This window comes from Crenobacter oryzisoli, from assembly GCF_030385785.1.
Lineage (GTDB): Bacteria > Pseudomonadota > Gammaproteobacteria > Burkholderiales > Chromobacteriaceae > Crenobacter_A > Crenobacter_A oryzisoli.
This window is the reverse complement of the sequence record NZ_JAUEDK010000029.1, coordinates 15,867-38,551: the sequence shown is the minus strand read 5'-3', so window position 1 is coordinate 38,551 and position 22,685 is coordinate 15,867. Positions and strand designations below refer to the sequence as shown.

Genomic DNA, 22,685 nt, shown 5'->3' with positions numbered 1-22,685 from the left:
GCGGTTTACGAGGGCATTTTTTTGATGCATTGTCATGAGGTCGGCAATGCTGTGCTTTGTCCTGTTTTGGTGCTATGGCGGATCAAGTTAATGCATGGTTCGATTGGGGAGAAATAGTTATTTTTCAAAATGTTAGCACATGAAAAAATCACTCGTTTTTTGTGCGGATTTAACAATTTTTTAAGATTGACAGTAGATTGTCTCCAGAAGGATAATCCGCTCGCCTGTCGGACAACCTTCAATTCCAAGGCAGCTGGACCAGAAAAAAACTATAGCGGTAATACAAGAGGGCCAACCCCCGCAGAACCGCTCGGTCGCTCATCCTAAGGAGAACTCCCATCGTGGACATTTTTGTTCAACAAATCCTGAACGGGCTGGTGCTGGGTAGTATCTACGCATTGATTGCGTTGGGCTACACCATGGTGTACGGCATCATGGGCCTGATCAACTTTGCGCATGGTGAGGTAGTCATGGTCGGAGCCATGGTCACCATTTCCGTGATTTCGGCGCTGATGGGTGCGGGCATTAATCTGCCCGGGCCACTATTGGTGCTGATTGGCCTGTTGATCGCCATCCCGTCCTGCATGCTGCTCGGCTTCTGTATCGAGCGGGTCGCCTACCGGCCGCTGCGCAACGCACCGCGACTGGCGCCGCTGATCACCGCGATCGGCCTGTCCATCGTGCTGCAGCAAGTGGCGATCCTGATCTGGGGCCGCAACTACATTCCTTTCCCGCCTATTCTGTCGCATGACACGATCAACATCCTCGGCGCCACTATTACCAAGCTGCAGGTCGTGATCATCTTCTTGTGCCTGGCGATCATGGCTGGCTTGCTGGTGATGGTCGAACGCACCAAACTGGGGCGTGCGATGCGTGCCACCAGCCAGAACCCGGCCGTAGCCGGTCTGATGGGGGTCAGTGTCAACAAGGTGATCTCGGCGACCTTCGTGATCGGTTCGGGTCTCGGCGCCATTGCCGGTGTGATGGTGGAGACCAACTACGACCAGGCTCACTACTACATGGGCTTCCTGATCGGCCTGAAAGCGTTTACCGCGGCGGTGCTCGGCGGCATCGGCAACCTCGGTGGCGCGGTGGCCGGTGGGATTCTGCTCGGTCTTATCGAGAGCCTCGGCGCCGGCTATATCGGCACGCTGACCGGTGGCTTCCTCGGTAGTAACTATCAGGACATCTTCGCCTTCATGGTGCTGATCATTGTGTTGATCTTCCGTCCGTCTGGTCTCTTGGGCGAGAAAGTGGCGGACCGCGCATGATTTCCCGGGGAGAAACTAATATGGCCATGGCCAATAACAAGAAAGTCGGTGTCATTCTCGCGTCGGCCGTCGTGCTGGCGGTGATGCCGTTCCTGGTGGGCGGCGCGCTGGGCAACTCCTGGGTGCGCATCCTGGACTTTTCCCTGCTGTACGTGATGCTGGCGCTGGGCCTGAACATGGTGGTCGGCTTCGCCGGCCTCCTGGATCTGGGCTTCATCGCCTTCTACGCGGTGGGGGCCTACACCTATGGGCTGCTCTGTTCGCCGCACTTCGGCCTGCATCTGCCGTTCTACATTGCGATCCCGATCGGGGCCGCTCTGGCCGCGTTCTTCGGCATTCTGCTCGGCACGCCGGTGCTGCGGCTCAAAGGCGACTATCTGGCGATCGTGACGTTGGGTTTCGGTGAGATCATCCGTATCTTCATCAACAACCTGAATGCTCCAGTCAACATCACCAACGGCCCTCAGGGTATCAACCTGATCGACCCGATCGAGGTAGGAGGCTTTTCGCTCGGCAAAACCTTTGAGCTGTTCGGTCTGAGCTTCAGCAACGTGTATCTGTACTACTACATGTTCCTGGCGCTGACCGTGGGGGTGGTGATCATGGCGTGGCGTCTGCAGCATTCGCGGATTGGCCGGGCCTGGGTGGCACTGCGCGAGGATGACATCGCCGCCGCAGCGATGGGTATCAACATCCGCAACATCAAGCTGTTGGCGTTCGCACTGGGTGCCCTGTCGGGTGGCGTGGCAGGGGGGCTGTTCTCGGCGTTCCAAGGCTTTATCTCTCCCGAATCGTTCAGCCTGATCGAATCGATCATGATTCTCGCGATGATCGTACTCGGCGGCATGGGGAATATCCCGGGGGTGATTCTGGGCGCAGTGATGCTGACGGTGGCGCCGGAAATCCTGCGTGCTACGATCGGCCCGTTGCAGATGGCGGTGTTCGGCAAGACCCTCATCGATCCGGAAAATGCCCGGATGCTGCTGTTCGGCCTCGCGATGGTGGTCATGATGCTGGTCCGCCCGGAAGGGGCTTGGCCGTCCAAGCGTCGTCGGATGGAATTTCAGGATGCCAAGAAAGGTGTGACCCATGGCTGAGACTCTGCTGAAAATCGAAGGCATCGTGAAACGCTTTGGTGGTCTGGTGGCGCTGAACAATGTCGGACTGACCATCAATAAGGGCGAGATCTACGGGCTGATCGGCCCGAACGGCGCCGGCAAGACCACGCTGTTCAACGTGCTGACCGGCCTCTACATGCCGAACGAGGGCAGCTTCACCTTTGCCGGCAAGGACCTGTTCCGTGCGAAGCCGCACGTGGTGGTGGGCACCGGCATCGCCCGGACGTTCCAGAACATTCGTCTGTTCGCCGAGATGACGGCGCTGGAGAACGTGATGGTCGGTCGTCACATCCGCTCCAAGGCCGGTGCGCTGGGCGCGGTGCTGCGCACCAAGCGCACCCGCGAGGAAGAGCAGGCGATCGAGGCGAAGGCCTGGGAGTTGCTCGAATACGTCGGCATCAGCAGCGTCGCCGATGAGCGCGCCCGCAACCTGTCGTATGGTCACCAGCGTCGCCTGGAAATCGCCCGGGCGTTGGCCACGGAGCCGACACTGCTCGCGCTCGACGAGCCGGCAGCCGGCATGAACCCACGGGAAACCGCGGATCTGAAGGACCTGATGGCCAAGATTCGCAACGACGGGGTGACCATCCTGCTGATCGAACACGACGTGAAGCTGATGATGGGTCTGTGCGACCGGATTGCCGTGCTCGACTACGGCAAGAAAATCGCCGAAGGCGTGCCAGAAGTGGTGCGCAACGACCCGAAAGTGATCGAAGCCTACCTCGGAGTGGCCCACGAATGAGTCTCTTGGAAGTCAAAAACCTGCAGGTGGCCTACGGCGGCATCCAGGCCGTGAAGGGCATCGATTTTCACATCAACCAGGGTGAGCTGGTCACCCTGATCGGTGCGAATGGCGCCGGCAAAACCACCACGCTGAAGACCCTGGTCGGCATGGTGAAGAAGTCGGGCGGCAGCATCACTTACGATGGGAAGGATACTCACGGCGTCCCGTCGCACCACTTCGTCAGCAACGGCCTGGCGATGGTGCCGGAAGGCCGCGGCATCTTTTCCAAGCTGACGGTGGAAGAGAACCTGCTGATGGGGGCTTACTACCGTAACGACAAGGCGCAGATACTCGCCGAGATTGACCACGTCTACACGCTGTTCCCACGCCTGAAGGAGCGCTACAAGCAGCTGGCAGGCACCTTGTCGGGCGGTGAACAGCAGATGGTGGCGATGGGGCGGGCGATCCTGTCCAAGCCCAAACTGCTGTTGCTCGACGAACCGTCGATGGGCTTGGCACCGATCATCGTGCAGAAGATCTTCGAGATTATTCAGCAGGTGGCGGCGCAGGGCGTGACGATGCTGCTGGTCGAGCAGAACGCGAAGCTCGCGCTGGAAGTGAGTCAGCGTGGCTACGTGATGGAAAGTGGTCGCATCAGCATCAGCGGTCCCGCTCAGGACCTGCTCAACGACGACCGCGTGCGCAACGCCTACCTCGGCGAATAAACGCGATGAGCGTCAACGCAAGCCCCGACGTGCTAGTACATCAGCTCGTCGGGGCTGTTTTTTTGCCCCCGTTGAGCCTGTTGCTGTTGGCTGTGCTCGGGTTATGGTTGGTACGGCGTGGTTGGGCCAAGGTTGGCCGGGGCTTGTTGTGTGTTGGGTTGCTGTTGATCTATCTCTTTACCACGCCTGCCGTTTCGCTATGGCTGAATGGGCTGCTCGAGCGTTACCCTCCACTGCCTGTGGCAAAACTTGCCGACGTCGACGCGATCGTCGTGCTCGGCGGTGGCAAGAAGGTGGCGCCTGAATACGGCGATGACGAGCCGGTGGCGGATACGCTGATCCGGTTGCGTTATGCAGCACACTTGGCGCGCGTGAGCGGTAAGCCAGTGCTGGTCAGCGGTGGCGCGCCCAATGGCGGTACGCCGGAGGGAAGGGTGATGGCTGAAAGTCTGCACTCCGATTTCGGCATCAGGCCACGCTGGATCGAAGAGGGGGCGGACACCACCGCTGACAATGCCCGGCTATCGGCCGAACTGCTGCGACGCGACGGGGTGCGGCGGATTGCGCTGGTATCGCAAAGCTGGCATCTGGCCCGTGCCGTGCCGGCGTTTGCCGCACAGGGCCTGGCGGTGACCCCCGCGCCAACCGGTTACGTGCGCTATGAAATCTCCGGGGCGCGGTTGTGGGTGCCGCAGGGGCGTGCGATGCAGGAATGTCATTCGGCGCTGCGTGAGCTGATCGGGATCGGCTACTATGCGCTGAGGCACCATTAACCAGCGTCGCTGACGAAACCTGGCAAAGCATTTACCGAACTGCCGCAGTGTAGGGCCAAGCAGCGATGCCGGGACTGAACACTTAGAGAGTCGCTAACAACGCTCAGCGAAGCTGTTTTGGCTAGGTGTTCGGCCGTAGACAGCACAAGTTAATGGGGCAAGGTCGCATAACAAGGCCAAGGGGGTAGCGGCCCTTATTGGCGACCATCAAGGGGCAAGCATATGCATGTAGGGGCACTGATCATCGGCGACGAGCTGTTGTCCGGTAAGCGGCAGGACAAGCATTTGGCCGCATTGATCCGGATCCTGGCCGAGCGCGGGATGAAACTGGCGTGGGCCGAGTACCTGGGGGACGTGCCCGCACGCATCGAGGATGCGATGCGTAGGGCGCTGCAGTCCGACGAGTTGGTGTTCAGCTTTGGTGGCATTGGGGCTACGCCGGATGATCATACTCGCCAAGCCGTCGCCGCGGCGGCAAGAGTCGAACTGGCGTTACATCCGGAAGCCCGCTCGTTGATTGAGGAGCGCTTTGGCGATGAGGCCTATCCACACCGGATCCACATGGGCGAGTTTCCCGTCGGCAGCCGTATCATTCCCAATCCAGTCAACCAGATTCCAGGCTTCAGCTATGGCGATCTGCACTGTGTGCCGGGCTTTCCTTCAATGGCTTGGCCGATGGTCGGGTGGGTGCTCGACACGCATTACTCTCAGTTGAAAAACGAGCAGCCAGACGTAGAGCGTTCGCTAAGGGCGGTTGGAGCCCGTGAGGGGGATCTGATCGAGCTGATGCAGTATTTTGTCGCCCGTTACCCGTCCCTCCGTTTCTCTAGCTTGCCATCGTTTGCACATGATGATGTGCCGGGCCATATCGAGTTCGGTTTCAGTGGGCCGCCGGGGCTGGTTGAGCTAGCGCTGAGCGAGCTGAGCAAGGCGCTCGAAATGCGTGGTTATCCGTTGGCTTAAGGCGATCATCCGTTGTCCATAAATTGGTCAGCGAACCGTTGCGTGCTTTGGTTATGTCTCTATGGTGAGACTTGTTTTTGTAGCAAAAGACGAATCGTTGAAGTTATTGATGGCATTGTGGTACTGCAAGTCTGAATGGCTTTCGATGAAGATAATGGCGTGTGCGTGAGTGGGTATTCAAGGTGTGAGGCATGACCCTGCGACGAATCTTCCTGAGACTGGCCGCTGTTGGTGCGACGACGTTGCTGTTGCTGGGGATGACCGGCTTGCGCCTGTATAGCGCGGCCACCGCGGTGGAGTCTGCCGAAGACGTGCGCCTGCAGAGCTATCTTTATGCTGACGAGTTGCGCCGCAGCTCGGACGATATGACGCGGTTCGCCAGGTCCTATGCAGAAACCGGTGACCCGCGTTTCGAAAAGCTTTATTGGGACATTGCGGCTATCCGCAACGGCGATCTGCCTCGGCCGCTGGCCTATCATCGCATCTACTGGGACTTCGTCGCAGACGGCGAGGCGAAGCCGCGCTCGGATGGCTCATCGGTATCGCTGCGGCAGCTGATGCAGCGCATTGGTTTTACTCCGCAGGAGTTTGCCCATCTGAACGAAGCTCAGGCCAAGTCCGAAGCGCTGATGCGCATTGAGCTGGTAGCGCTCAATGCTGTGAAAGGACGTTTCGAGGATGGCAACGGCGAGTTTACCCGTCGTAGTACGCCCAATCGGGCAATGGCACGCCGGCTGTTGAACGACGCACAGTACCACCGCTACAAGGCGCAGATTATGCGGCCACTCGACAATTTTTACGTGTTATTCGAAGGACGCACCGCCGCGGCGGTGCAGCAAGCCAAAGAGGTGGAGCAGCGTTGGCTGGTGGCGCTGTGCTTATAACTGGCGTTGAGCGTTGTACTGGTTGCCAGCGTGGCGTTTCATGCTTACCGTACGCTACGCACCTTGCTTGGTGACAGGCACTTTGTTGCGTCGCAGGAGCTTCCGATAATGGAGGCCGAGTCGTCGGATCACTGAGGTCTGGGAGAAACAAGAGGCGGCCAGTGGCCGCCTTTTTGTTGTCGGAAGGGCTTAAAGGTCGCGCAATGGATGTGTTTCGGTCGTCCAATGCTCGTCGAAATGACCCTCGATCCAGTCCTGATCTACATCGGCCAGCAGCGTCGGCTGCCAGTGCGGTGCCTGGTCCTTGTCGACCAGCCTAGCCCGCACGCCTTCGATGAAATCCGGGCGGGCGCAGAAGTTGACCGATAGCGCCAATTCGGCGCGGAATGCGTCGGCAAGCGACACCGTTGCCAGTCGTTGGTGGATTGTCCAGCTAACTGCTGCAGTGCTGGGCGAGCCATTGGCGAGTGTCTGGGCTGCACGGGCCAGCCATGGGTCGTCTGACGACTCGCCTAGTGCGATCAACCTTGCCACGACGTCTTGGATATTGCCTGCTTGGAGCGCCGTCTGCAGTGCCAGCTGGTGGTGGGCGATCGGCGATGCCGGCAGGTAGACCGGATGGTCGGCGGCGAAGCGGTCGACGAGGCGCTCGAGTTCAGCCTGATCTGCTGTCGAATGTGCCCGCCAATGGCCTGTGCCAAGCGCATCCAGCAGTGCCTGCAGGCTGCCGTTGGGTAGTGCGCGATCGGCCAGACCGAGCAGTAGAGCGTCGTGCACGTTCAGCGATGCACCGGTGAGCGCGAGGAATCGTCCTAGTCGGCCGGGCAGCCGGGACAGGAACCAACTGCCGCCCACGTCAGGATACAGGCCGATGCTTACCTCCGGCATTGCCAGATGGCTGGTGTCGGTGACGATCCGCATGCTCGCTCCCTGGAGCAGTCCCATGCCGCCGCCCATCACGATACCGCTACCCCAGACCAGTAGCGGCTTCGGATAGGTATGCAGCCGGTAGTCCAGTCGGTACTCCTCGGTAAAGAACGTCACCGCCGCCGGGTGCGGCGCGGGAGCCGGCTCGGCGAGTAGTGCCGCACGCAAGCCTTTCACGTCGCCGCCGGCGCAGAACGCCTTGTCGCCGGCGCCGTGCAGCACTACCAGCGCGATCTCGGGAGCGGCCGCCCATTCGGCCAGCTGCGCGTCGAGCAGGCGAATCATGGCGAGGTTCAGCGCGTTCAGAGCGGCCGGATTGTTGAGCGTGGCGATGCCGATTAGCGCGCCGTTGGCACATCGCCGGGTTTCGAACAGGACAGGGGCTTCGCTCATCTTGTCTCCAGTGTGGTAACGAGCGCACTCGGCGCGATGTTTCCTCTCATTGTGCGTTGGTAACGATTCACTGTCAGCCTAATATTACGTTAACGTAAACGTTAACTGGTTGTGGTGTGGCAATAAGAGTCGCTAACAAAGCCCAGCGAAGCAGCAGTACAGGCAGTACGGCATGGCCGCACAACGACGCCGGGGTAGTTTTGCTTCGTTTTTTGGGCGGTTCTAAGCAAACGGAGACGACACGATGACGCAGGTAGCACAAGACAATGTGGTAGTGGTCGGCATGGCGCGCACGCCGATGGGGGGCTTTCAGGGCGCTTTGGCCGGCAGCAGCGCGAACGAGCTCGGCGCAGTTGCGATCCGCGCTGCGCTAGAGCGCAGCAAGGTCGCGGTTGACAGCATCGACACGGTGCTGATGGGCTGCGTGCTGCCGGCGGGCCAGGGTCAGGCTCCGGCACGCCAAGCGGCGCTGAAGGGTGGCCTGCCGGTGTCGGCGGCGGCGACCACCGTCAACAAGATGTGCGGCTCGGGGATGGAGGCGCTGATCCTCGGTCACGACCGCCTGGTGGCCGGCACGGCCGACCGGGTGGTGGCCGGCGGCATGGAGAGCATGAGCAATGCACCGTACCTGATCCCGAAGGCGCGCGGAGGGCTGCGTCTGGGGCACGGCGAACTGAAGGACCATATGTTCCTCGACGGCCTGGAGGACGCGTATGAGACCGGCACACTGATGGGCGTATTCGCTGAACGTTGTGCCGGCCATTATGGCTTTACCCGCCAACAACAGGACGAGTTCGCGCTGACATCGCTCAGCCGTGCACAGGCGGCGATTGAGGGCGGCAGGTTCGTCGCCGAGATTGCGCCCGTGACGGTGGCCGGGCGCAAGGGCGAAAGCCTGCAGGTCGATACCGACGAGCAGCCGCTATCGGCCAAGCCGGACAAGATCCCGACGCTGAAACCGGCGTTTCAGCGCGACGGTACCGTCACTGCCGCTAACTCGAGCTCGATCTCCGACGGCGCGGCGGCGCTGGTGCTGATGCGCGAGTCGGACGCGCGCGCGCAGGGGCTGACGCCGCTGGCGCGCATCGTCGGCCACGCTACCCACGCGCAGGCGCCGGACTGGTTCACCACCGCACCGGTCAGCGCGATCGGCAAGCTGCTCGACAAGGTCGGTTGGGCTGCTCAGGACGTCGACCTGTACGAGATCAACGAGGCGTTCGCGGTGGTGACGATGGCGGCGATGCGCGAGCTCTCGCTGCCGCACGACCGCGTCAACGTGCACGGCGGCGCCTGCGCACTCGGCCACCCGATCGGCGCTTCGGGCGCACGCATCGTGGTGACGCTGCTGTCGGCGCTGCAGCAGTACGGCCTGCGTCGCGGCGTCGCCAGTTTGTGCATCGGCGGCGGGGAAGCGACCGCGCTGGCGGTCGAGTTGCTGTGAGGGCCGGGCGATGCGACTGAGCACAGAACAGGAACAGATCCGCGATGCGGTGCGCCGCTTCGTGACCGATCAAGTCGTGCCGCACGCGGCACAGTGGGACCGCGACCATGTCTTCCCGCGAGAGGCGCTGCAGGGCCTGGCCGAGCTTGGCTGCTTCGGTCTGACCGTGGCGCCGAAATGGGGCGGTGCGGGCCTCGACACGCTGACCGCGGCGGCGGTGATCGAGGAGATCGCCGCCGGTGACGGTGCGCTGTCGACGATCATCTCGGTGATCAACTCGGTGGGCTGCGGGCCGATTGAGCGTTTCGGCAACGACTGGCAGAAGGACACCTTCCTGCGGCCGATCGCGAGCGGACAGTGGCTGTCGGCGTTCTGCCTGAGCGAGCCTGAGGCCGGTTCGGACGCGGCGGCGCTGCGTTGCAAGGCGCGGCGTGATGGTGGCGATTATGTGATCGACGGGGTGAAGCAGTTCATCACCAACGGCAAGCATGCCAAGCTCGCCATCGTATTCGCGGTCACTGACCCGGCCGCCGGCAAGAAGGGCATCTCGGCCTTTCTGGTGCCGACTGACACGCCGGGCTTCCGGGTGGTGCGGACCGAGGACAAGATGGGCCAGCATGCGTCCGATACCTGCCAGCTGGCATTCGATGGCGTGCGGGTGCCGGCGAGCCACCGGCTCGGCGCCGAGGGAGAGGGCTACAAGATCGCGCTGGCGAACCTGGAGTCGGGCCGCATCGGTATCGCCGCCCAGTGCATAGGCATGGCGCGCGCGGCGCTGGCGATCGCCACCCGCTATGCCGGTGAGCGCAAGAGCTTTGGCCAAGCGATCATCCATCATCAGGCGGTGGGTTTTCGGCTCGCCGATGCCGCGACCCGGCTCGAAGCGGCGCGGCAGTTGCTGTGGCACGCGGCCGGCCTGCGAGACACCGGCCTGCCGTGCCTGACCGAGGCGGCGATGGCCAAGCTGTTCGCATCGGAAATGGCTGAAGCGGTAGTGTCGGCTGCGCTGCAGACCTTGGGCGGTTACGGCTATCTCGCTGATTACGGCATCGAAAAGATCTACCGCGATGTGCGGGTGGCGCAGATCTACGAGGGCACCAGTGACATCCAGAAGATGCTGATCGCGCGGGCGCTGGGGGAGGGGAAAATGCTGTGAGGGTTAGGGTTGGCCGAATTGTTCGGCCAACTTATAAGGGATCAAGAGCCGCTAAAAAAATCCCTCCTGACGTTATTGCTCTGCTGTTCTGTTGCTTGGCATGACTTCGGTTTCGCCTCGTTTCGGCGACAGGGCGCTTTGCCATGATGGCTCTACAGGGATTTGCTAGCGGCTCTAACTTTCGCTAGTCAATATCTCAAAGTGCAGTCGTGTTTCTGGGGGGCAGAGTTGGGTGCCTTTATCGCCGTCCACAGTGCCCCATCTTCTGTTTTCGACTGCAAAAAAATCACCACCGAAGTGGTGGGGGTTTTAAGTTATTGAAGTCTATCCCTTTCAGGCGTCTACTGTATTGAAAAGTAGAGCTCCCCTTTCAGGGCGATTTATTCCAAAGTTGGTCGCATCTTGTTTTTAAAAATAAAAATTTGTCATCTACAGCCAACATGAATTCTGTCTAGGCTTTTTATTGAAAGAGCGAGATAGGCAGTTGCCCTTGTAATATCTATCCCACCCAGTTTATTTATTTCTGCGAGCCTGCGCTACCCTTGGCACTTGCCTTGGCACCGACCTTGGCAGCTCCAGAAACGGCTGCGGCTTTGGCGTTCGCTTTGACACTGCTGTGAGTACTTGTTGCAGCACTGGTGTTGGCACCGGCACCGTTTTCGCTAGCCGCGGCTGCAGATTTGGCACCGCTGTTGGCACTGGCGCTCGTATTTGCCCCAGTGGTTTTGGCGCCGGCATTGACGCTGGCCCCAGTGTTTACGCTGGTATTCGTATTGCTGGTCGTGCCGCTGCCGTTTACGCTAGTTGTCGGCGCAGTCCCCGTGACAGCATGTTTCTGTTGGTCGTCACGGTCAACAAGGCCATGAACATCCTTAGACAAGCCCTTCAGGTCGCCCTTCAGGTCATCCTTGAGCTCACCCACCTGCCTATGGGCATCATCGACGTCAGCTTTTAGATGGCTGTCCGAATCGCGCTTGTCGCCCATCATATGATGGGACTCGTCGGCATCACGCGCCTGTCGGTGATCAGCGTCGGCATCGGCTTTTTGATGGTCATCCACGTCTCGTTTATCGCCCATCACATGGCGGGACTCGTCGGCATCACGTGCCTGTCGATGATCAGCGTCAGCATCGGCTTTTCGATGGTCATCCACGTCTCGTTTATCACCCATCACATGGCGGGAATCGTCGGCATCACGCACCTGTCGGTGAGCATTGTCGGCATCGGCTTTTTGATCATTGCCGTCCACGTCATGTTTGTTACTTATTACATGATGTGCATCGTTATCATCGGCCATCTTCGGGTGGTCGACTTTTTCATTGTCTGGTCGTGCCATGTGCATTTGGTCAGGGTCGTTATCTTTAGCAACTCTTTCGTTCATCGATGCTGCTGATTTTTTAAATTCACTTTGCTCATGCTGAAGTGAAACAATTTTTTGGGCATCGGCCCGGCTAACGCCAGCGTCCATCAGGTCTTTAATACTGGCAGTATTCATGTCGAGTGCCCACGCAGGCGAACCACTTGCCGCCGTGAGCATGGCGCCAATAATATAGGTGCGTATCTGGTGGTGTTTCATAATAATCTCCAGCCCCGATTGGGACTTTGATGATCTTTATCATAGGCCGCCCTCGATCGATAAATCTGCTTTTTGATTAAATTAACGATTGGATTTTGTTAATTTTATTGTCTTCTGCTGCAGAATTTTAGCCAGTTAACAACTAAGGGGGGATATGCCTATTAGGCAAAGCGGCAATCATTTCCCGGATTTAATGCAAATACCTCCCGTTGAAAATGGGATATGAATGTTTTTTGATGGGATGTGGCGGGTTGGGTGAGGTGAAATTTTGCGGATATTGCAAATTGTAGAATTGTTGGTTTTCTACTTATCGCAGTAAGGCATTAAGAGGTAGGCTGGCGCGAGCTGACAGACCAGGTTATGGTTGGCCAACGCCTCGGCAGTTTGTTGTGTCGAAATGGCGCCGGAGTCTCTCTAATTGGCCTGCGGTCGCATTACTTTCGCGAGAATCAGTGTTGCCGCACCACTGTCCATTTGCCGTGCAGTGGAGGATGTTGTAGCGCAGATCTACGAGGGCATTCAGAAGATGCTGATCGTGCGGGCGCTGGAGGAGGGGAAGGCGGTGTGATGGGCAAGGTTGGCCGCATCGTTCGGCCAACCTTGTGAAATCCGTTGTCGGCAGTTATTACGCCGCGATCCTGTTGAGCGTGGCCAGGAGAGACTTGGCCGGCACGAAGCCGATGACGCGGTGCGCTTCCTTGCCGTCGACGCCGAACAGAATCAGCCCAGGCGGGCCGAACAGACCGAAGCGCTTCAGTAGTATCTGGTCGGCGGCGCTGTTGGCGGTGACGTCGGTGCGCAGTAGCGTCATGGTGCGTAGCTTCGCCGCGACTTGCGGGTTGGTGAAGGTGTCGGTTTCCAGCTCCTTGCACGATACGCACCAGTCAGCATAGACATCGAGCAGCACCGGCTTGCCGGCGCTCGCGGCGATTGCAGCGTCAAGCTCAGCGATACTGCGGACCGTTTGGAACGACAACGCCTCGGTGGAGGCGGCCGATGAGCCAGCGAACAACCCCTTCAACGGTTGACGGGGGTCGGTGCTGCCGGACAGTGCACCGGTGAGCTGCCCCACGCCAGCCAACAGTAGAAGCACACCCAGCGCCTTGCCAAGCTTGTGCCAAGCGGTGGCATTGCCGTTCAGCGATTCGAATACCTTCAGGAACACTGCGCAACCGATCGACAGTGCCGCCCAGCCGAGCATTGCCAGCCAGGCTGGCAGGAAGGGGCTGGCAAGATAGATCGCCAGCGCCAACATGACCACGCCGAAGCCTGACTTGATTGTCTTCATCCAGCTGCCTGCACGCGGCAGCACGGTTCCGCCGAAGATGCCGACCACGAGTAGTGGCAGGCCGAGGCCAAGTGCCATTACATACAGTGCCAAGCCGCCAAGCAGCGCGTCGCCGGTGCTGCCGATATAGCCGAGTGCCAAGGCGAGCGGCGGTGCGACACAGGGGCCGATGATCAGTGCCGACAGCGCACCCATTGCGAACACCGTCACGTAATGCCCGCCAGGCAGGCGGTTGCTGACGTCGGCTAGGCGTGACTGCAAGGTAGCCGGCAGCTGGATCGAGAACACGTCGAACATCGCCAACGCGAATACCACCATCAGTGCTGCCGCCGACAGAATCACTGCAGGCTGCTGCAGCCAGACGGTGAGCAGTGCGCCGGTCATCCCTGCGGTGACGCCGACGGCGGTATAGCTCAGCGCCAGGCCCTGTACATAGGCAAGTGCGAGCAGGAAGCCCCGACGGCGGGTCAGCGTTTGGCCATGCCCTGCGATCAGCGATGACAGGATGGGCAGCAGCGGGTACATGCAGGCGGTGAACGCTAGCGCGAGGCCAGCAACAAAGAATGTACCGAGTGTTGCGCCGATCGACATGCGCGACAGCGTGGTCGCTGCTTCGGTTGCCGGTGGGGCATTGGCGCGGTTGCTGCCCTCCAGCCATTCGAGCGGGTTGATCTTGCCGGTGGTTCCGACCTCGAGTAGGTGGGTCTGCGGCGGATAGCACACGCCGACTTCGGCACAGCCCTGGTAGACGGCTTTAAGGGCGAAATGGGAGGGCGCGCCAGCCTTGACGGGTAGCGTAATCACCGCCTCGTGCTTGAAGATGGTCTGCTTGCCGAAGAAAGCATCATGCTTCTCTTGACCGTTCGGGAAGTCCGGCTTGCCAACGAGGTCGGCGGGCTGGCTCACGAACGACATGCGGTCGCGGTACAAGTAGTAGCCGTCGGCAATCTTGAAGCGCACGGTCAACTGCTGGCCAGTCTGCTTGACGCTGGCAGCGAACGCCTTGTCCGGCGGCAGCAAATCGTCTGGTGACACCGCGTGTGCAAATAGCGGGGCCAGCATCAGCAGCACGGCGCAAAGACCACGCCACAGTCGGAATGGATACTGTGATGACAAGATTGTTCCAGTGTATCTGTACTATCAAGAAAATAGACCGCTGAGGTGCCTGCGGGTTCCCTCGCCGAGTTCACGCTATCATTGTCGGGCAATGGCGGCAAATCTGACATTCAGCATGACCATTGCGCCCCGATCGGAGGGCGGTAGTGTGTCCGACAAATCAAACAAACGACCGACCGAAAGGTGTGGTTGCACTCATAATCACGAAGGGGGACTAACACATCATGCGGGAAACGATACATTTCGCGCACGCCAACAGTTTTCCAGCCGGTGTGTATCGCAAGATGCTCGCCGCGTTGGCGAGCGAACATGAGGTCGGCTACATGGATCTGCTCGGCCACAATCCACGTTTTCCGGTGACCGACTGCTGGCCACATCTGGTCGACGAAACCATCGACTATATCGAGAGCCACTATACGAAGCCAGTGATCGGCGTCGGCCATTCGCTCGGCGGCTTTCTGTTGTTCTTTGCTGCGGTTCGGCGGCCAGAGTTGTTCCGAGGCCTGGTGATCCTCGATTCTCCACTGATGGGGCCGTTGCGCTCGCGTGGTATCTGGTTGTCGAAGAAGTTCGGTCTGATAGACCGGATGACGCCAGGTGGCAAGGCGGCCCGCCGTCGTGATGGCTGGGGCAGTGTTGCCGAAGTACGTGATTATTTCGGCCGCAAGCCGATATTCGCCAGTTGGGACCCGGACTGCTTGAGCGACTACGCCGAGTTCGGTACCGTCGACGACGGGCGGGGGCAGCGGCTCTTGAAATTCCGTCCGGCAGTCGAGCATGCGATCTTCCGTCACCTGCCACACAATTTTCCGCGCTACAGGGGTCGGCTCAAGGTGCCGGCGGCGTTTGTCGCCGGTACCCACAGTAATGTGGTCAAGCCGGCGGACCTGCGCTATATGCAACGCCACTTCGGCATGAATGTACTGCAGCAGCGCGGTACCCACCTGTTTCCGATGGAGCATCCGCAGGAAACCGCGCGCAAGATCCTTGAGTTGCTCCCGGCGTTGGCGCGCTGAACCGCAGTTCCTAATCTGGTCGAGAAATGCTCTGCTGGGTGCAGGTCGGTACAGAATCCCGGCGTGTGTTGTCCAACGAGATTTCTTATCGCTGAACGAATCAACGGCGTTGCACACCTAGCGCCTAGGGTCCGATCAGGAGCGCACAGCAAGATCATGAACGGGCCCAGGGCAGTTTCGGCAGACATGGCAAGGGCGACCCGTGGGTCGCCTTGATTTTGTCGACGCTGCCGGCTCAGCCTCGGTGCTTGCCGTGCTCGATCCTCCATACGCAGGGTGGCTGGAGGTGCCTTTCATGCGCCATGGCCACGGGGAATGAGTAAGAGCAAGCCTGGCGCCCGCAAAATAGTTGATAAAAACTGTCGGGAATGGCTGCGGTCATAGGGTCTGCAGTGCCAGCCAGCCCCCAATGCCCATGCCAAGCAGTGAGGCGGCAAGCGTTGGTAGGCACTGTCGCGCCAGAGGTACCCCGCCTATGGTCAGAATCACCCCTAACTTGAGGGCCGTATTGGCCATCACCGCCAGCGCCAGCGCGGTCAGCATTGCCGCTGCGCCGATGCGCTGGTCGCTGAACAGGTTGAGGACGGTCAACGAGATCGCGTCCAGCTCATAGAGGCCGGAAATCAGTGCCACTGCGTAGACTCCCTTATTGCCGAACTCGGTGTTGAGCCACGCGGCACAGAACATCACCACTGCGAAGATGGTGGCAAAGCCGAACGCCAGTTTCAGCTCGGTGGGGTTGGAAAGCGCCATCGCTGGCTGTTCGGCGTTGGCGTGGCGCTGATGTGCCCAGCGCGGCAGCATGGCGAGAAGCCCGATGACCAGGCCGGGAAGCATCATCAGAGCGATTGGTCGTGCCGCTCCCGGCACCACGAGCAGTGCCAGGACGATCAGCCGTGCGAACAGGATCAGGTTGGCGAACAAGATCACCAGCTTGGCGAACGGTGCACTGGCCGGGTTGGTGCGCACCTCGCGCGAGTAGACGAGGCTGGTGGCGGTGCTGGAAGCAAGGCCGCCGAGTATGCCGAGCAGCGGTCCGCTGGCCCGCTCGCCGAGCAGCCGCACCAGCAGGTAGCCGGACAGGCTGACGCCGACGATCAGCACGACCATCAGCCACACGATATAGGGGTTGAACGCGTGGTAAGGGCCGAAGCTGCGGTTGGGTAGGATGGGCAGCACGATGAACGACAGTGCGACAAACTGCAGCAGCGACAGGAAGTCGTGGCGGGCGAGTTTCTGGAGCAGGCCGGTCAACTCCGGCTTGAGGTAGAGCAGGGCGGCGGTCGCCACGCCGAGCGCCACTGCCAGCGAGGAGCCTCCGTGCCAGATCAGCAGACCTAGCGAATAGGTGACCAATAGTGCGATCAGGGTGGTCGTGTGCGGCTCGGAGACCGGGACGGCGGGATCGCCTTCGTTGGGGATATGACTGTGGGGCAGGAAACCGAATGCGGCGATCGTCAGTAGACCAATGGGGGGAAGAAGAGGGGCGCCGGTCTGTTCGGCCAGCATGCCAGTCAGGCAGCCGAACAGCGCGGCCAGCGGAAAGGTGCGGATGCCGGCGAGCGCATGGCGCTTTCGTTCGCGCTCGACGCCGATCAACAGGCCGATCGACAACGCCACCGCGAAGCGCGGTAGAAACGCGAACGGCGTGCCCTGCAAGTTGAAAAACGTTGCCAGGTCCACGCCGTGCATTGCGGCCTCCGAGCAGGGAATCTTATCGATTCAGCCTAGCACGGATCGAGGCTTCAATTCCTGGGGCGTTCAGGCCTGCATCGGCCAGCAAGAGCGCCGGGTCACCGTGTTCACCGAAGACGTCCGACAGCCCCAGCTGCAATACTGGCACCTGGCGACCGGTGCGCTCCAGATATTCCAATACCGCCGATCCAGCGCCGCCCATGATGGCGTTCTCTTCCACGGTGACCAAAAGTTCGTAGTGATCGGTCAGTTGCGCTACCAGCTCCTCGTCGAGCGGCTTGACCCACCGCATGTCGGCCACGGTGGCGTCGAACGCCTCGGCCGCGGTCAGCGCCGGTGTCACCATGCTGCCGAAGGCAAGGATGGCGACCTGTTTCTTCGCACCCTCACGGCGGATCAACCCGCGGCCCAACGGCAGCGCGGTCATTTGTGGCTCGATCACCGCACCCGGACCGGTGCCGCGCGGATAGCGCACTGCGCTGGGGCCGTGGTGCTGATAGGCGGTGTAGAGCAACTGGCGGCACTCGTTCTCGTCGGACGGGGCCGCAACGATCATATTCGGGATGCAGCGCAGATAGCTGATGTCGAACGCCCCGGCGTGGGTCGGGCCGTCGGCGCCGACCAGGCCGGCCCGGTCAATCGCGAACATCACCGGCAGGTTCTGGATCGCCACGTCGTGGATCAGCTGGTCATAGGCGCGCTGCAGGAAGGTCGAATAGATCGCCACCACCGGCTTCATGCCGTCGCAGGCGAGGCCGGCGGCGAAGGTCACCGAGTGCTGCTCGGCGATGCCGACGTCGAAGTAGCGGTCCGGATGTTCCTTCTCGAAGCGAACCAGGCCGGAGCCCTCGCGCATCGCAGGGGTGATGCCGACGAGGCGCGGGTCGATCTTGGCCATGTCGCACAGCCAGTCGCCGAACACCTGGGTGTAGGCCGGTTTGCCGCCCGCTTTGCCTGCGGCCAGACCGTTGGCCGGGTCGAACTTCGACACGCCGTGGTAGGCGACCGGGTCGTTTTCGGCCAGCTTGTAGCCTTGGCCCTTCTTGGTGACCACGTGCAGGAACTGCGGGCCCTTCAGCGTCTTGATGTTCTTCAGGGTGCTGACCAGCGCGTCGAGGTCGTGACCATCGATCGGGCCGATGTAGTTGAAGCCGAACTCTTCGAACAGCGTGCCGCCGGTCAGCATGCCGCGCATGTGCTCCTCGACCTTGCCGGCGATGTCGCGCACCGGGGGCAGGATACCTAGCGCCTTGCTGGTGCCGTCGCGCACCGCGTTATAGAAGCGGCTCGACAGGATCTGCGACAGGTAGTTGGTCAGCGCACCGACGTTCGGCGAGATCGACATCTCATTGTCGTTGAGGATGACCAATAGGTCGACGTCCATTGCCCCGGCGTTGTTCAGCGCTTCGAATGCCTGGCCGGCGGTCAGTGCGCCGTCGCCGATGATCGCGACCGCATGACGGTCTAGTCCCTGCGCCTTGGCTGCACAGGCCATGCCGAGCGCGGCGCCGATGCTGGTGGACGAGTGACCGACACCAAAAGTGTCATACTCGGACTCCTCGCGCTTGGGGAAGCCGGCCAGGCCGCCCTTCTGGCGCATCGTGCCCATGCGTTCGCGGCGACCAGTCAGAATCTTGTGCGGGTAGGTCTGGTGACCGACGTCCCACACGAGGCGGTCGTCCGGTGTGTTGAACACATAGTGCAGCGCAATCGTCAGCTCGATGCTGCCGAGGTTGGACGCGAAGTGGCCGCCGGTCTTGCTGACCGACTCGACCAGGAAGTCTCGCAGTTCGTTCGCCAGTTGCGGTAGCTGCTTGCGGTCGAGCGCACGCAGGTCGGCCGGGTAGACGATGGTGTCGAGTAGTGGGTGCATAAATATTTCGACCTTAGAACGAGCGGGCGACGATATAGTCGGCTAGTGCCTTCAGACGATCGGCGGCCGGGCCGAACGGCTCGAGCGCGGCGAAGGCTTCGTCGCGCAGCTCGCGGGCGAAGCGCTTGGCTTCGGCCAGGCCCATCAGGCTGACGTAGGTGGGCTTGTTGTTGGCGGCATCCTTGCCGGCGGTCTTGCCTAGCGTAGCGGTGTCGGCCTCGCAGTCGAGCACATCGTCGACCACCTGGAACGCCAGGCCAATACGCTTGGCGAACTGGTCGAGTCGTTCCGCTTCTTCATTAGACAGCGCACGGCCAGCTAGCGCTCCCAGCCAGACCGAGGCGCGGATCAGTGCGCCGGTCTTCAAGAGGTGCATGTATTCGAGTTCGGCTAGCGTCAGTTGTTTGCCGACGCTGGCCAGGTCAATCGCTTGGCCACCAGCCATGCCGCCGTGGCCGGCCGCTTCTGCCAGCTTTCGCACCATCTGCAGTTGCGCGGAGGCGGCGACACCGTCCATCGGCAAAGATAGCTGTTCGAACGCCAGCGTCTGCAAAGCATCGCCGACCAACAGTGCGGTGGCTTCGTCGTAAGCGACATGGCAGGTGGGCTTGCCTCGGCGCAGCACATCGTCGTCCATGCACGGCATGTCGTCGTGCACCAGCGAATAGACGTGGATCATCTCGATCGCACAGGCGGCGCGCTCGACGTTGGTCGAATCGGCACCAACCAGTTCGCCGGCGGCGAATGCCAACAGCGGACGCACCCGCTTGCCGCCCTCGAGCGTGACATAGCGCATCGCGTCGTGCAGCGATTCGGGAGCGATGTGGCTGGCAGGCAGCACGGCGGCCAGCGCGGTTTCCATGCGTTGCTGGATGCCAGTCATCCAGCCGATGAAGGCGGTATCAGACATTTGGCAGATCCAGTGGTTTGAGTTCGTCGTTTTCCAGCATCTTCAACTGCTGCTCGGCATCGGCGAGCTTGCCTTGGCAGAGCTTGATTAGCTCAATGCCTTGCTTGTATGAGGCAAGCGCGGCCTCCAGCGGCATGTCACCGCTCTCCATTGCCTGGATCAGTTCTTCCAGCTGGGAGAGGGCGGTCTCGAAACTGGCGGGGGCCTTCGGCGCTTTGGCCATGGGGTGTCCTTGTGTCTTGCAATATTTAATGGCGGCTATTTTAGGCGCTTGCGGCCATTCTAGGCGTTTTGCGTGATGCCTGCCAGAGAGCGAAAAAAGCGTTAACAAACTGGTCTACACGGTTTCGACCCTACTCATGACAGGGTCTTGGAATTTATTCATGATCCTATGAGTTAAGGCGATTTTGCTCTGAAAAGACGCTCAATATGTATATTTAGCCATTCAACATGCTGTTTTTTTCGATGTTTTATCTTTGTTAGTTTTTTGTTTTTTAGGTCGTAAGTGTCCTGTTAACAAAGGCTTACGACTGTGGTGCTGCCTTTTTAGGGCGCAGCAAGGACGCAATTACCGAACCGACGATTACTGCGAACACCACGCCGAGAGAAATCGTCACCGGGATATGGACAAGCTTTATGACCAGCATCTTTACGCCGATGAAGGTCAGAACGATCGCGAGGCCATATTTGAGCAGGTGGAAACGGTCTGCCACGTCGGCCAGCAGGAAGTACATCGCGCGCAGGCCGAGAATGGCGAAGATATTCGAGGTGAGCACGATGAACGGGTCCGTGGTCACCGCGAAGATCGCCGGGATACTGTCCACGGCGAAGATCACGTCCGAGAGTTCGATCATCACCAATACCAGGAACATCGGCGTGGCGTAGCGTAGACCGTCCTTCATTATGAAGAAGCGCTCGCCGTGCAGTTCGTCGCTGACACGCAGGTTGTGGCGCACAAAGCGCAAGATTGCGTTGTCGTTCAGGTTGGCTTCTTTGTCCTTCTCCGGCAGCATCATCTTGATACCGGTGAAGATCAGGAAGGCGCCGAACACGTAGAGGATCCACGCAAACTCGGCCACCAGCACCGAGCCGATGCCGACCATCATGGCGCGCAGCACGATGGCGCCGAATACGCCGTACAGCAGGACGCGGCGCTGGTATTCCACTGGCACCTTGAAGAAGGCGAAGATCATCAGGAACACGAAGATGTTGTCGACCGCCAGCGCCTTTTCGATCACGTAGCCGGTGAAGAACTCCAGCGCCTTGTCCTCGGCCACCGCCGGGCCGTAGCTCGGATCGCCAGCGAGCTTCCAGTACAGCCAGCCGGCGAACGCGACTGATACGGCTACCCACACGAATGACCAGCCAAGCGCCTCTTTGGCGCTGACCTTGTACGAGCCCTTCTTGTTGAGAGCGACGATGTCAATCGCCAGCATGACCAACACGGCGATGAAGAACACGCCGTAGAACAGAGGGCTACCTACGGACGGCAAGGATTCCTGCATTATTATCTCTTTCCGGTTGATGATGCGCGCATGGCGCCTGTTGGAGTCTGTTCACGATCTTTTTGTGGCTGCGGCTGGCCTCTGCCGGATGCAGTGCTAGGAGAAAGTCCTCCGCCGTGTCATTCCCTGTCAGGGACGAACGACAACGCGATGCGCCGGTAGGTGCCAAGCCTGCGCAGTCCGTAAAAAGATCGTGAACAGGCTCTCATTGCGAGCCGGACCGTCTTCTTACGTCATAGACGGGGTCGGCCTAGGTTGCCGATGCGGCTCGGGCCCATGTTTCATTTGCCCCCTCCGCAGTATCGGGGCGACGGTTTTCAAGCCAAGCCCGACGATGTTAGGGTGCGGGCCTCCATTTCGATTGACGACATCCTTTCTCACAGGGTTTATCGCGTGACGCAAAAAACCATTTTGATCACCGGCTGCTCCAGCGGCATCGGCGAGTGCGTGGCGCTGGGCCTCGCCAAGCGTGGCTGGCGGGTGTTCGCCACTTGTCGCAAGCCGGCCGACGTGGCGCGCCTTGCCGCCGCCGGCCTGGAGGCACTGCAGCTCGATGTTGACGACAGCGCCAGCATCGACGCTGCGCTCGGCGAAGTGATCGCGCGCACCGGCGGTCGGCTCGACGCGCTGTTCAACAACGCCGGCTTCGGCCAACCCGGCGCCGCCGAGGACATTCCCCGCGCCGCGATGCGCGCCCAGTTCGAGACCAATCTGTTCGGTGCCTGGGAGCTGACCAACAAGGTGCTGCCGCTGATGCGCGCTCAGGGGCACGGCCGGATCGTCTTTAACAGCTCCATCCTCGGCTTCGCCGCGATGAAGTGGCGCGGAGCCTACAACGCCAGCAAGTACGCGATGGAAGGCCTGTGCGACACGCTGCGCCAAGAGCTGTTCGGCAGCGGCATCCATGTGTCGTTGATCGAGCCCGGCCCGATCCGCAGCCGCTTCCGCCCGAACGCGCTGGAGAAATTCCTCGCCAACGTCGATATCGAACACAGCGTGCATCACGAGCTTTACCAAAAACAGCTGGAACGGCTGAAGAAGGAGGGCGACGCTGCCCCGTTCACGCTCGGGCCGGAGGCTTGCCTCGCCGTCTGCATCAAGGCGCTGGAATCGGCCCGCCCGGCGGCGCGCTACCGCGTCACCACGCCAACCAAGTTGTTCTGGTACCTGAAACGGCTGCTGCCGAGCCTGACCCTTGATGCCGTACTGCGCCGCGCGGTCTGAGCCTTCCTCCTGGTCCGCCCCCATGATTGTGTCGGGCTTTTCTTAGCGCAGCCTTTCAGTGGCGCAAGGAAGGTCGGGTAACCGGGGCTGCGAGCCGGTGATCTCGA

19 protein-coding genes are annotated in these 22,685 nt (G+C 60.5%); 11 read left to right on the top strand and 8 right to left on the bottom strand.

What is annotated here, in order from left to right:
• The first annotated feature begins 341 nt into the window (after positions 1 to 341).
• The 7 genes from QU481_RS15400 (at position 342) to QU481_RS15370 (ending at position 6,458) form a co-directional block, all read left to right on the top strand.
• Positions 342 to 1,271 carry a branched-chain amino acid ABC transporter permease gene (locus QU481_RS15400; protein ID WP_289830951.1) on the top strand — a complete coding sequence of 310 codons (930 nt, stop codon included), beginning with the start codon at positions 342 to 344 and terminating at the stop codon, positions 1,269 to 1,271.
• Between the two features lie 20 nt (positions 1,272 to 1,291).
• Positions 1,292 to 2,368, top strand: coding sequence for an ABC transporter permease subunit (locus QU481_RS15395; RefSeq protein WP_289830950.1), 1,077 nt, complete (start codon positions 1,292 to 1,294; stop codon positions 2,366 to 2,368).
• Positions 2,361 to 3,131, top strand: coding sequence for an ABC transporter ATP-binding protein (locus tag QU481_RS15390; RefSeq protein WP_289830949.1), 771 nt, complete (start codon positions 2,361 to 2,363; stop codon positions 3,129 to 3,131). Before QU481_RS15395 ends, QU481_RS15390 begins: the two co-directional genes overlap by 8 nt.
• Complete coding sequence (locus tag QU481_RS15385; RefSeq protein WP_289830948.1) at positions 3,128 to 3,838, top strand: ABC transporter ATP-binding protein; 711 nt, start codon at positions 3,128 to 3,130, stop codon at positions 3,836 to 3,838. Before QU481_RS15390 ends, QU481_RS15385 begins: the two co-directional genes overlap by 4 nt.
• Before the next feature lie 164 nt (positions 3,839 to 4,002).
• Positions 4,003 to 4,611, top strand: a complete 609-nt coding sequence (locus QU481_RS15380) for a YdcF family protein (protein ID WP_289830947.1) — start codon at positions 4,003 to 4,005, stop codon at positions 4,609 to 4,611.
• A gap of 222 nt (positions 4,612 to 4,833) precedes the next feature.
• On the top strand, positions 4,834 to 5,574 hold the full coding sequence (locus QU481_RS15375; RefSeq protein WP_289830946.1) for a competence/damage-inducible protein A: 741 nt from the start codon (positions 4,834 to 4,836) through the stop codon (positions 5,572 to 5,574).
• A 191-nt stretch (positions 5,575 to 5,765) separates the two neighbouring features.
• Entirely contained in the window at positions 5,766 to 6,458 is a 693-nt protein-coding gene (locus QU481_RS15370; RefSeq protein ID WP_289830945.1) for a hypothetical protein, read from the top strand.
• Positions 6,459 to 6,647: 189 nt separating this feature from the next.
• Here QU481_RS15370 and QU481_RS15365 read toward each other — a convergent pair whose 3' ends face one another.
• Positions 6,648 to 7,778: an enoyl-CoA hydratase/isomerase family protein gene (locus tag QU481_RS15365; RefSeq protein WP_289830944.1), complete on the bottom strand. Its 1,131-nt coding sequence runs from the start codon at positions 7,776 to 7,778 to the stop codon at positions 6,648 to 6,650.
• A 244-nt stretch (positions 7,779 to 8,022) separates the two neighbouring features.
• Here QU481_RS15365 and QU481_RS15360 point away from each other — a divergent pair, with 244 nt between their 5' ends.
• Together QU481_RS15360 and QU481_RS15355 are read left to right on the top strand one after the other, a co-directional pair.
• Entirely contained in the window at positions 8,023 to 9,219 is a 1,197-nt protein-coding gene (locus tag QU481_RS15360) for an acetyl-CoA C-acyltransferase (RefSeq protein WP_289830943.1), read from the top strand.
• Positions 9,220 to 9,229: 10 nt separating this feature from the next.
• Entirely contained in the window at positions 9,230 to 10,375 is a 1,146-nt protein-coding gene (locus QU481_RS15355; protein WP_289830942.1) for an acyl-CoA dehydrogenase family protein, read from the top strand.
• A 517-nt stretch (positions 10,376 to 10,892) separates the two neighbouring features.
• Here the strand turns inward: QU481_RS15355 and QU481_RS15350 are convergent.
• Positions 10,893 to 11,951 (bottom strand): midas domain-containing protein, encoded by a 1,059-nt coding sequence (locus QU481_RS15350; protein ID WP_289830941.1) that lies wholly within the window; start codon positions 11,949 to 11,951, stop codon positions 10,893 to 10,895.
• A 625-nt stretch (positions 11,952 to 12,576) separates the two neighbouring features.
• Positions 12,577 to 14,355, bottom strand: coding sequence for a protein-disulfide reductase DsbD (dsbD, locus tag QU481_RS15345; RefSeq protein ID WP_289830940.1), 1,779 nt, complete (start codon positions 14,353 to 14,355; stop codon positions 12,577 to 12,579).
• Positions 14,356 to 14,579: 224 nt separating this feature from the next.
• On the opposite strand from dsbD, the gene QU481_RS15340 reads away from it, so the two are divergent.
• Positions 14,580 to 15,371, top strand: a complete 792-nt coding sequence (locus QU481_RS15340) for an alpha/beta fold hydrolase (protein ID WP_289830939.1) — start codon at positions 14,580 to 14,582, stop codon at positions 15,369 to 15,371.
• A gap of 378 nt (positions 15,372 to 15,749) precedes the next feature.
• Here the strand turns inward: QU481_RS15340 and QU481_RS15335 are convergent, their stop codons facing one another.
• From QU481_RS15335 to QU481_RS15315, 5 genes are all read right to left on the bottom strand, one after another.
• The gene (locus QU481_RS15335; protein ID WP_289830938.1) at positions 15,750 to 17,063 is read right to left on the bottom strand and encodes an MgtC/SapB family protein; all 1,314 of its coding nucleotides are present in this window, start codon (positions 17,061 to 17,063) and stop codon (positions 15,750 to 15,752) included.
• 22 nt (positions 17,064 to 17,085) lie between these two features.
• Entirely contained in the window at positions 17,086 to 18,939 is a 1,854-nt protein-coding gene (gene dxs, locus QU481_RS15330) for a 1-deoxy-D-xylulose-5-phosphate synthase (protein WP_289830937.1), read from the bottom strand.
• 13 nt (positions 18,940 to 18,952) lie between these two features.
• A complete protein-coding gene (locus QU481_RS15325) occupies positions 18,953 to 19,849 on the bottom strand; it encodes a polyprenyl synthetase family protein (protein WP_435382739.1) in 897 nt (298 codons plus the stop codon).
• Positions 19,842 to 20,072 (bottom strand): exodeoxyribonuclease VII small subunit, encoded by a 231-nt coding sequence (locus tag QU481_RS15320; protein ID WP_289830936.1) that lies wholly within the window; start codon positions 20,070 to 20,072, stop codon positions 19,842 to 19,844. The genes QU481_RS15325 and QU481_RS15320 overlap by 8 nt, the downstream gene beginning before the upstream one ends.
• Before the next feature lie 301 nt (positions 20,073 to 20,373).
• Positions 20,374 to 21,354 carry a TerC family protein gene (locus tag QU481_RS15315; RefSeq protein WP_289830935.1) on the bottom strand — a complete coding sequence of 327 codons (981 nt, stop codon included), beginning with the start codon at positions 21,352 to 21,354 and terminating at the stop codon, positions 20,374 to 20,376.
• Between the two features lie 393 nt (positions 21,355 to 21,747).
• Here QU481_RS15315 and QU481_RS15310 point away from each other — a divergent pair, with 393 nt between their 5' ends.
• A complete protein-coding gene (locus tag QU481_RS15310) occupies positions 21,748 to 22,578 on the top strand; it encodes an SDR family oxidoreductase (RefSeq protein WP_289830934.1) in 831 nt (276 codons plus the stop codon).
• The last annotated feature ends 107 nt before the right edge of the window (positions 22,579 to 22,685 follow it).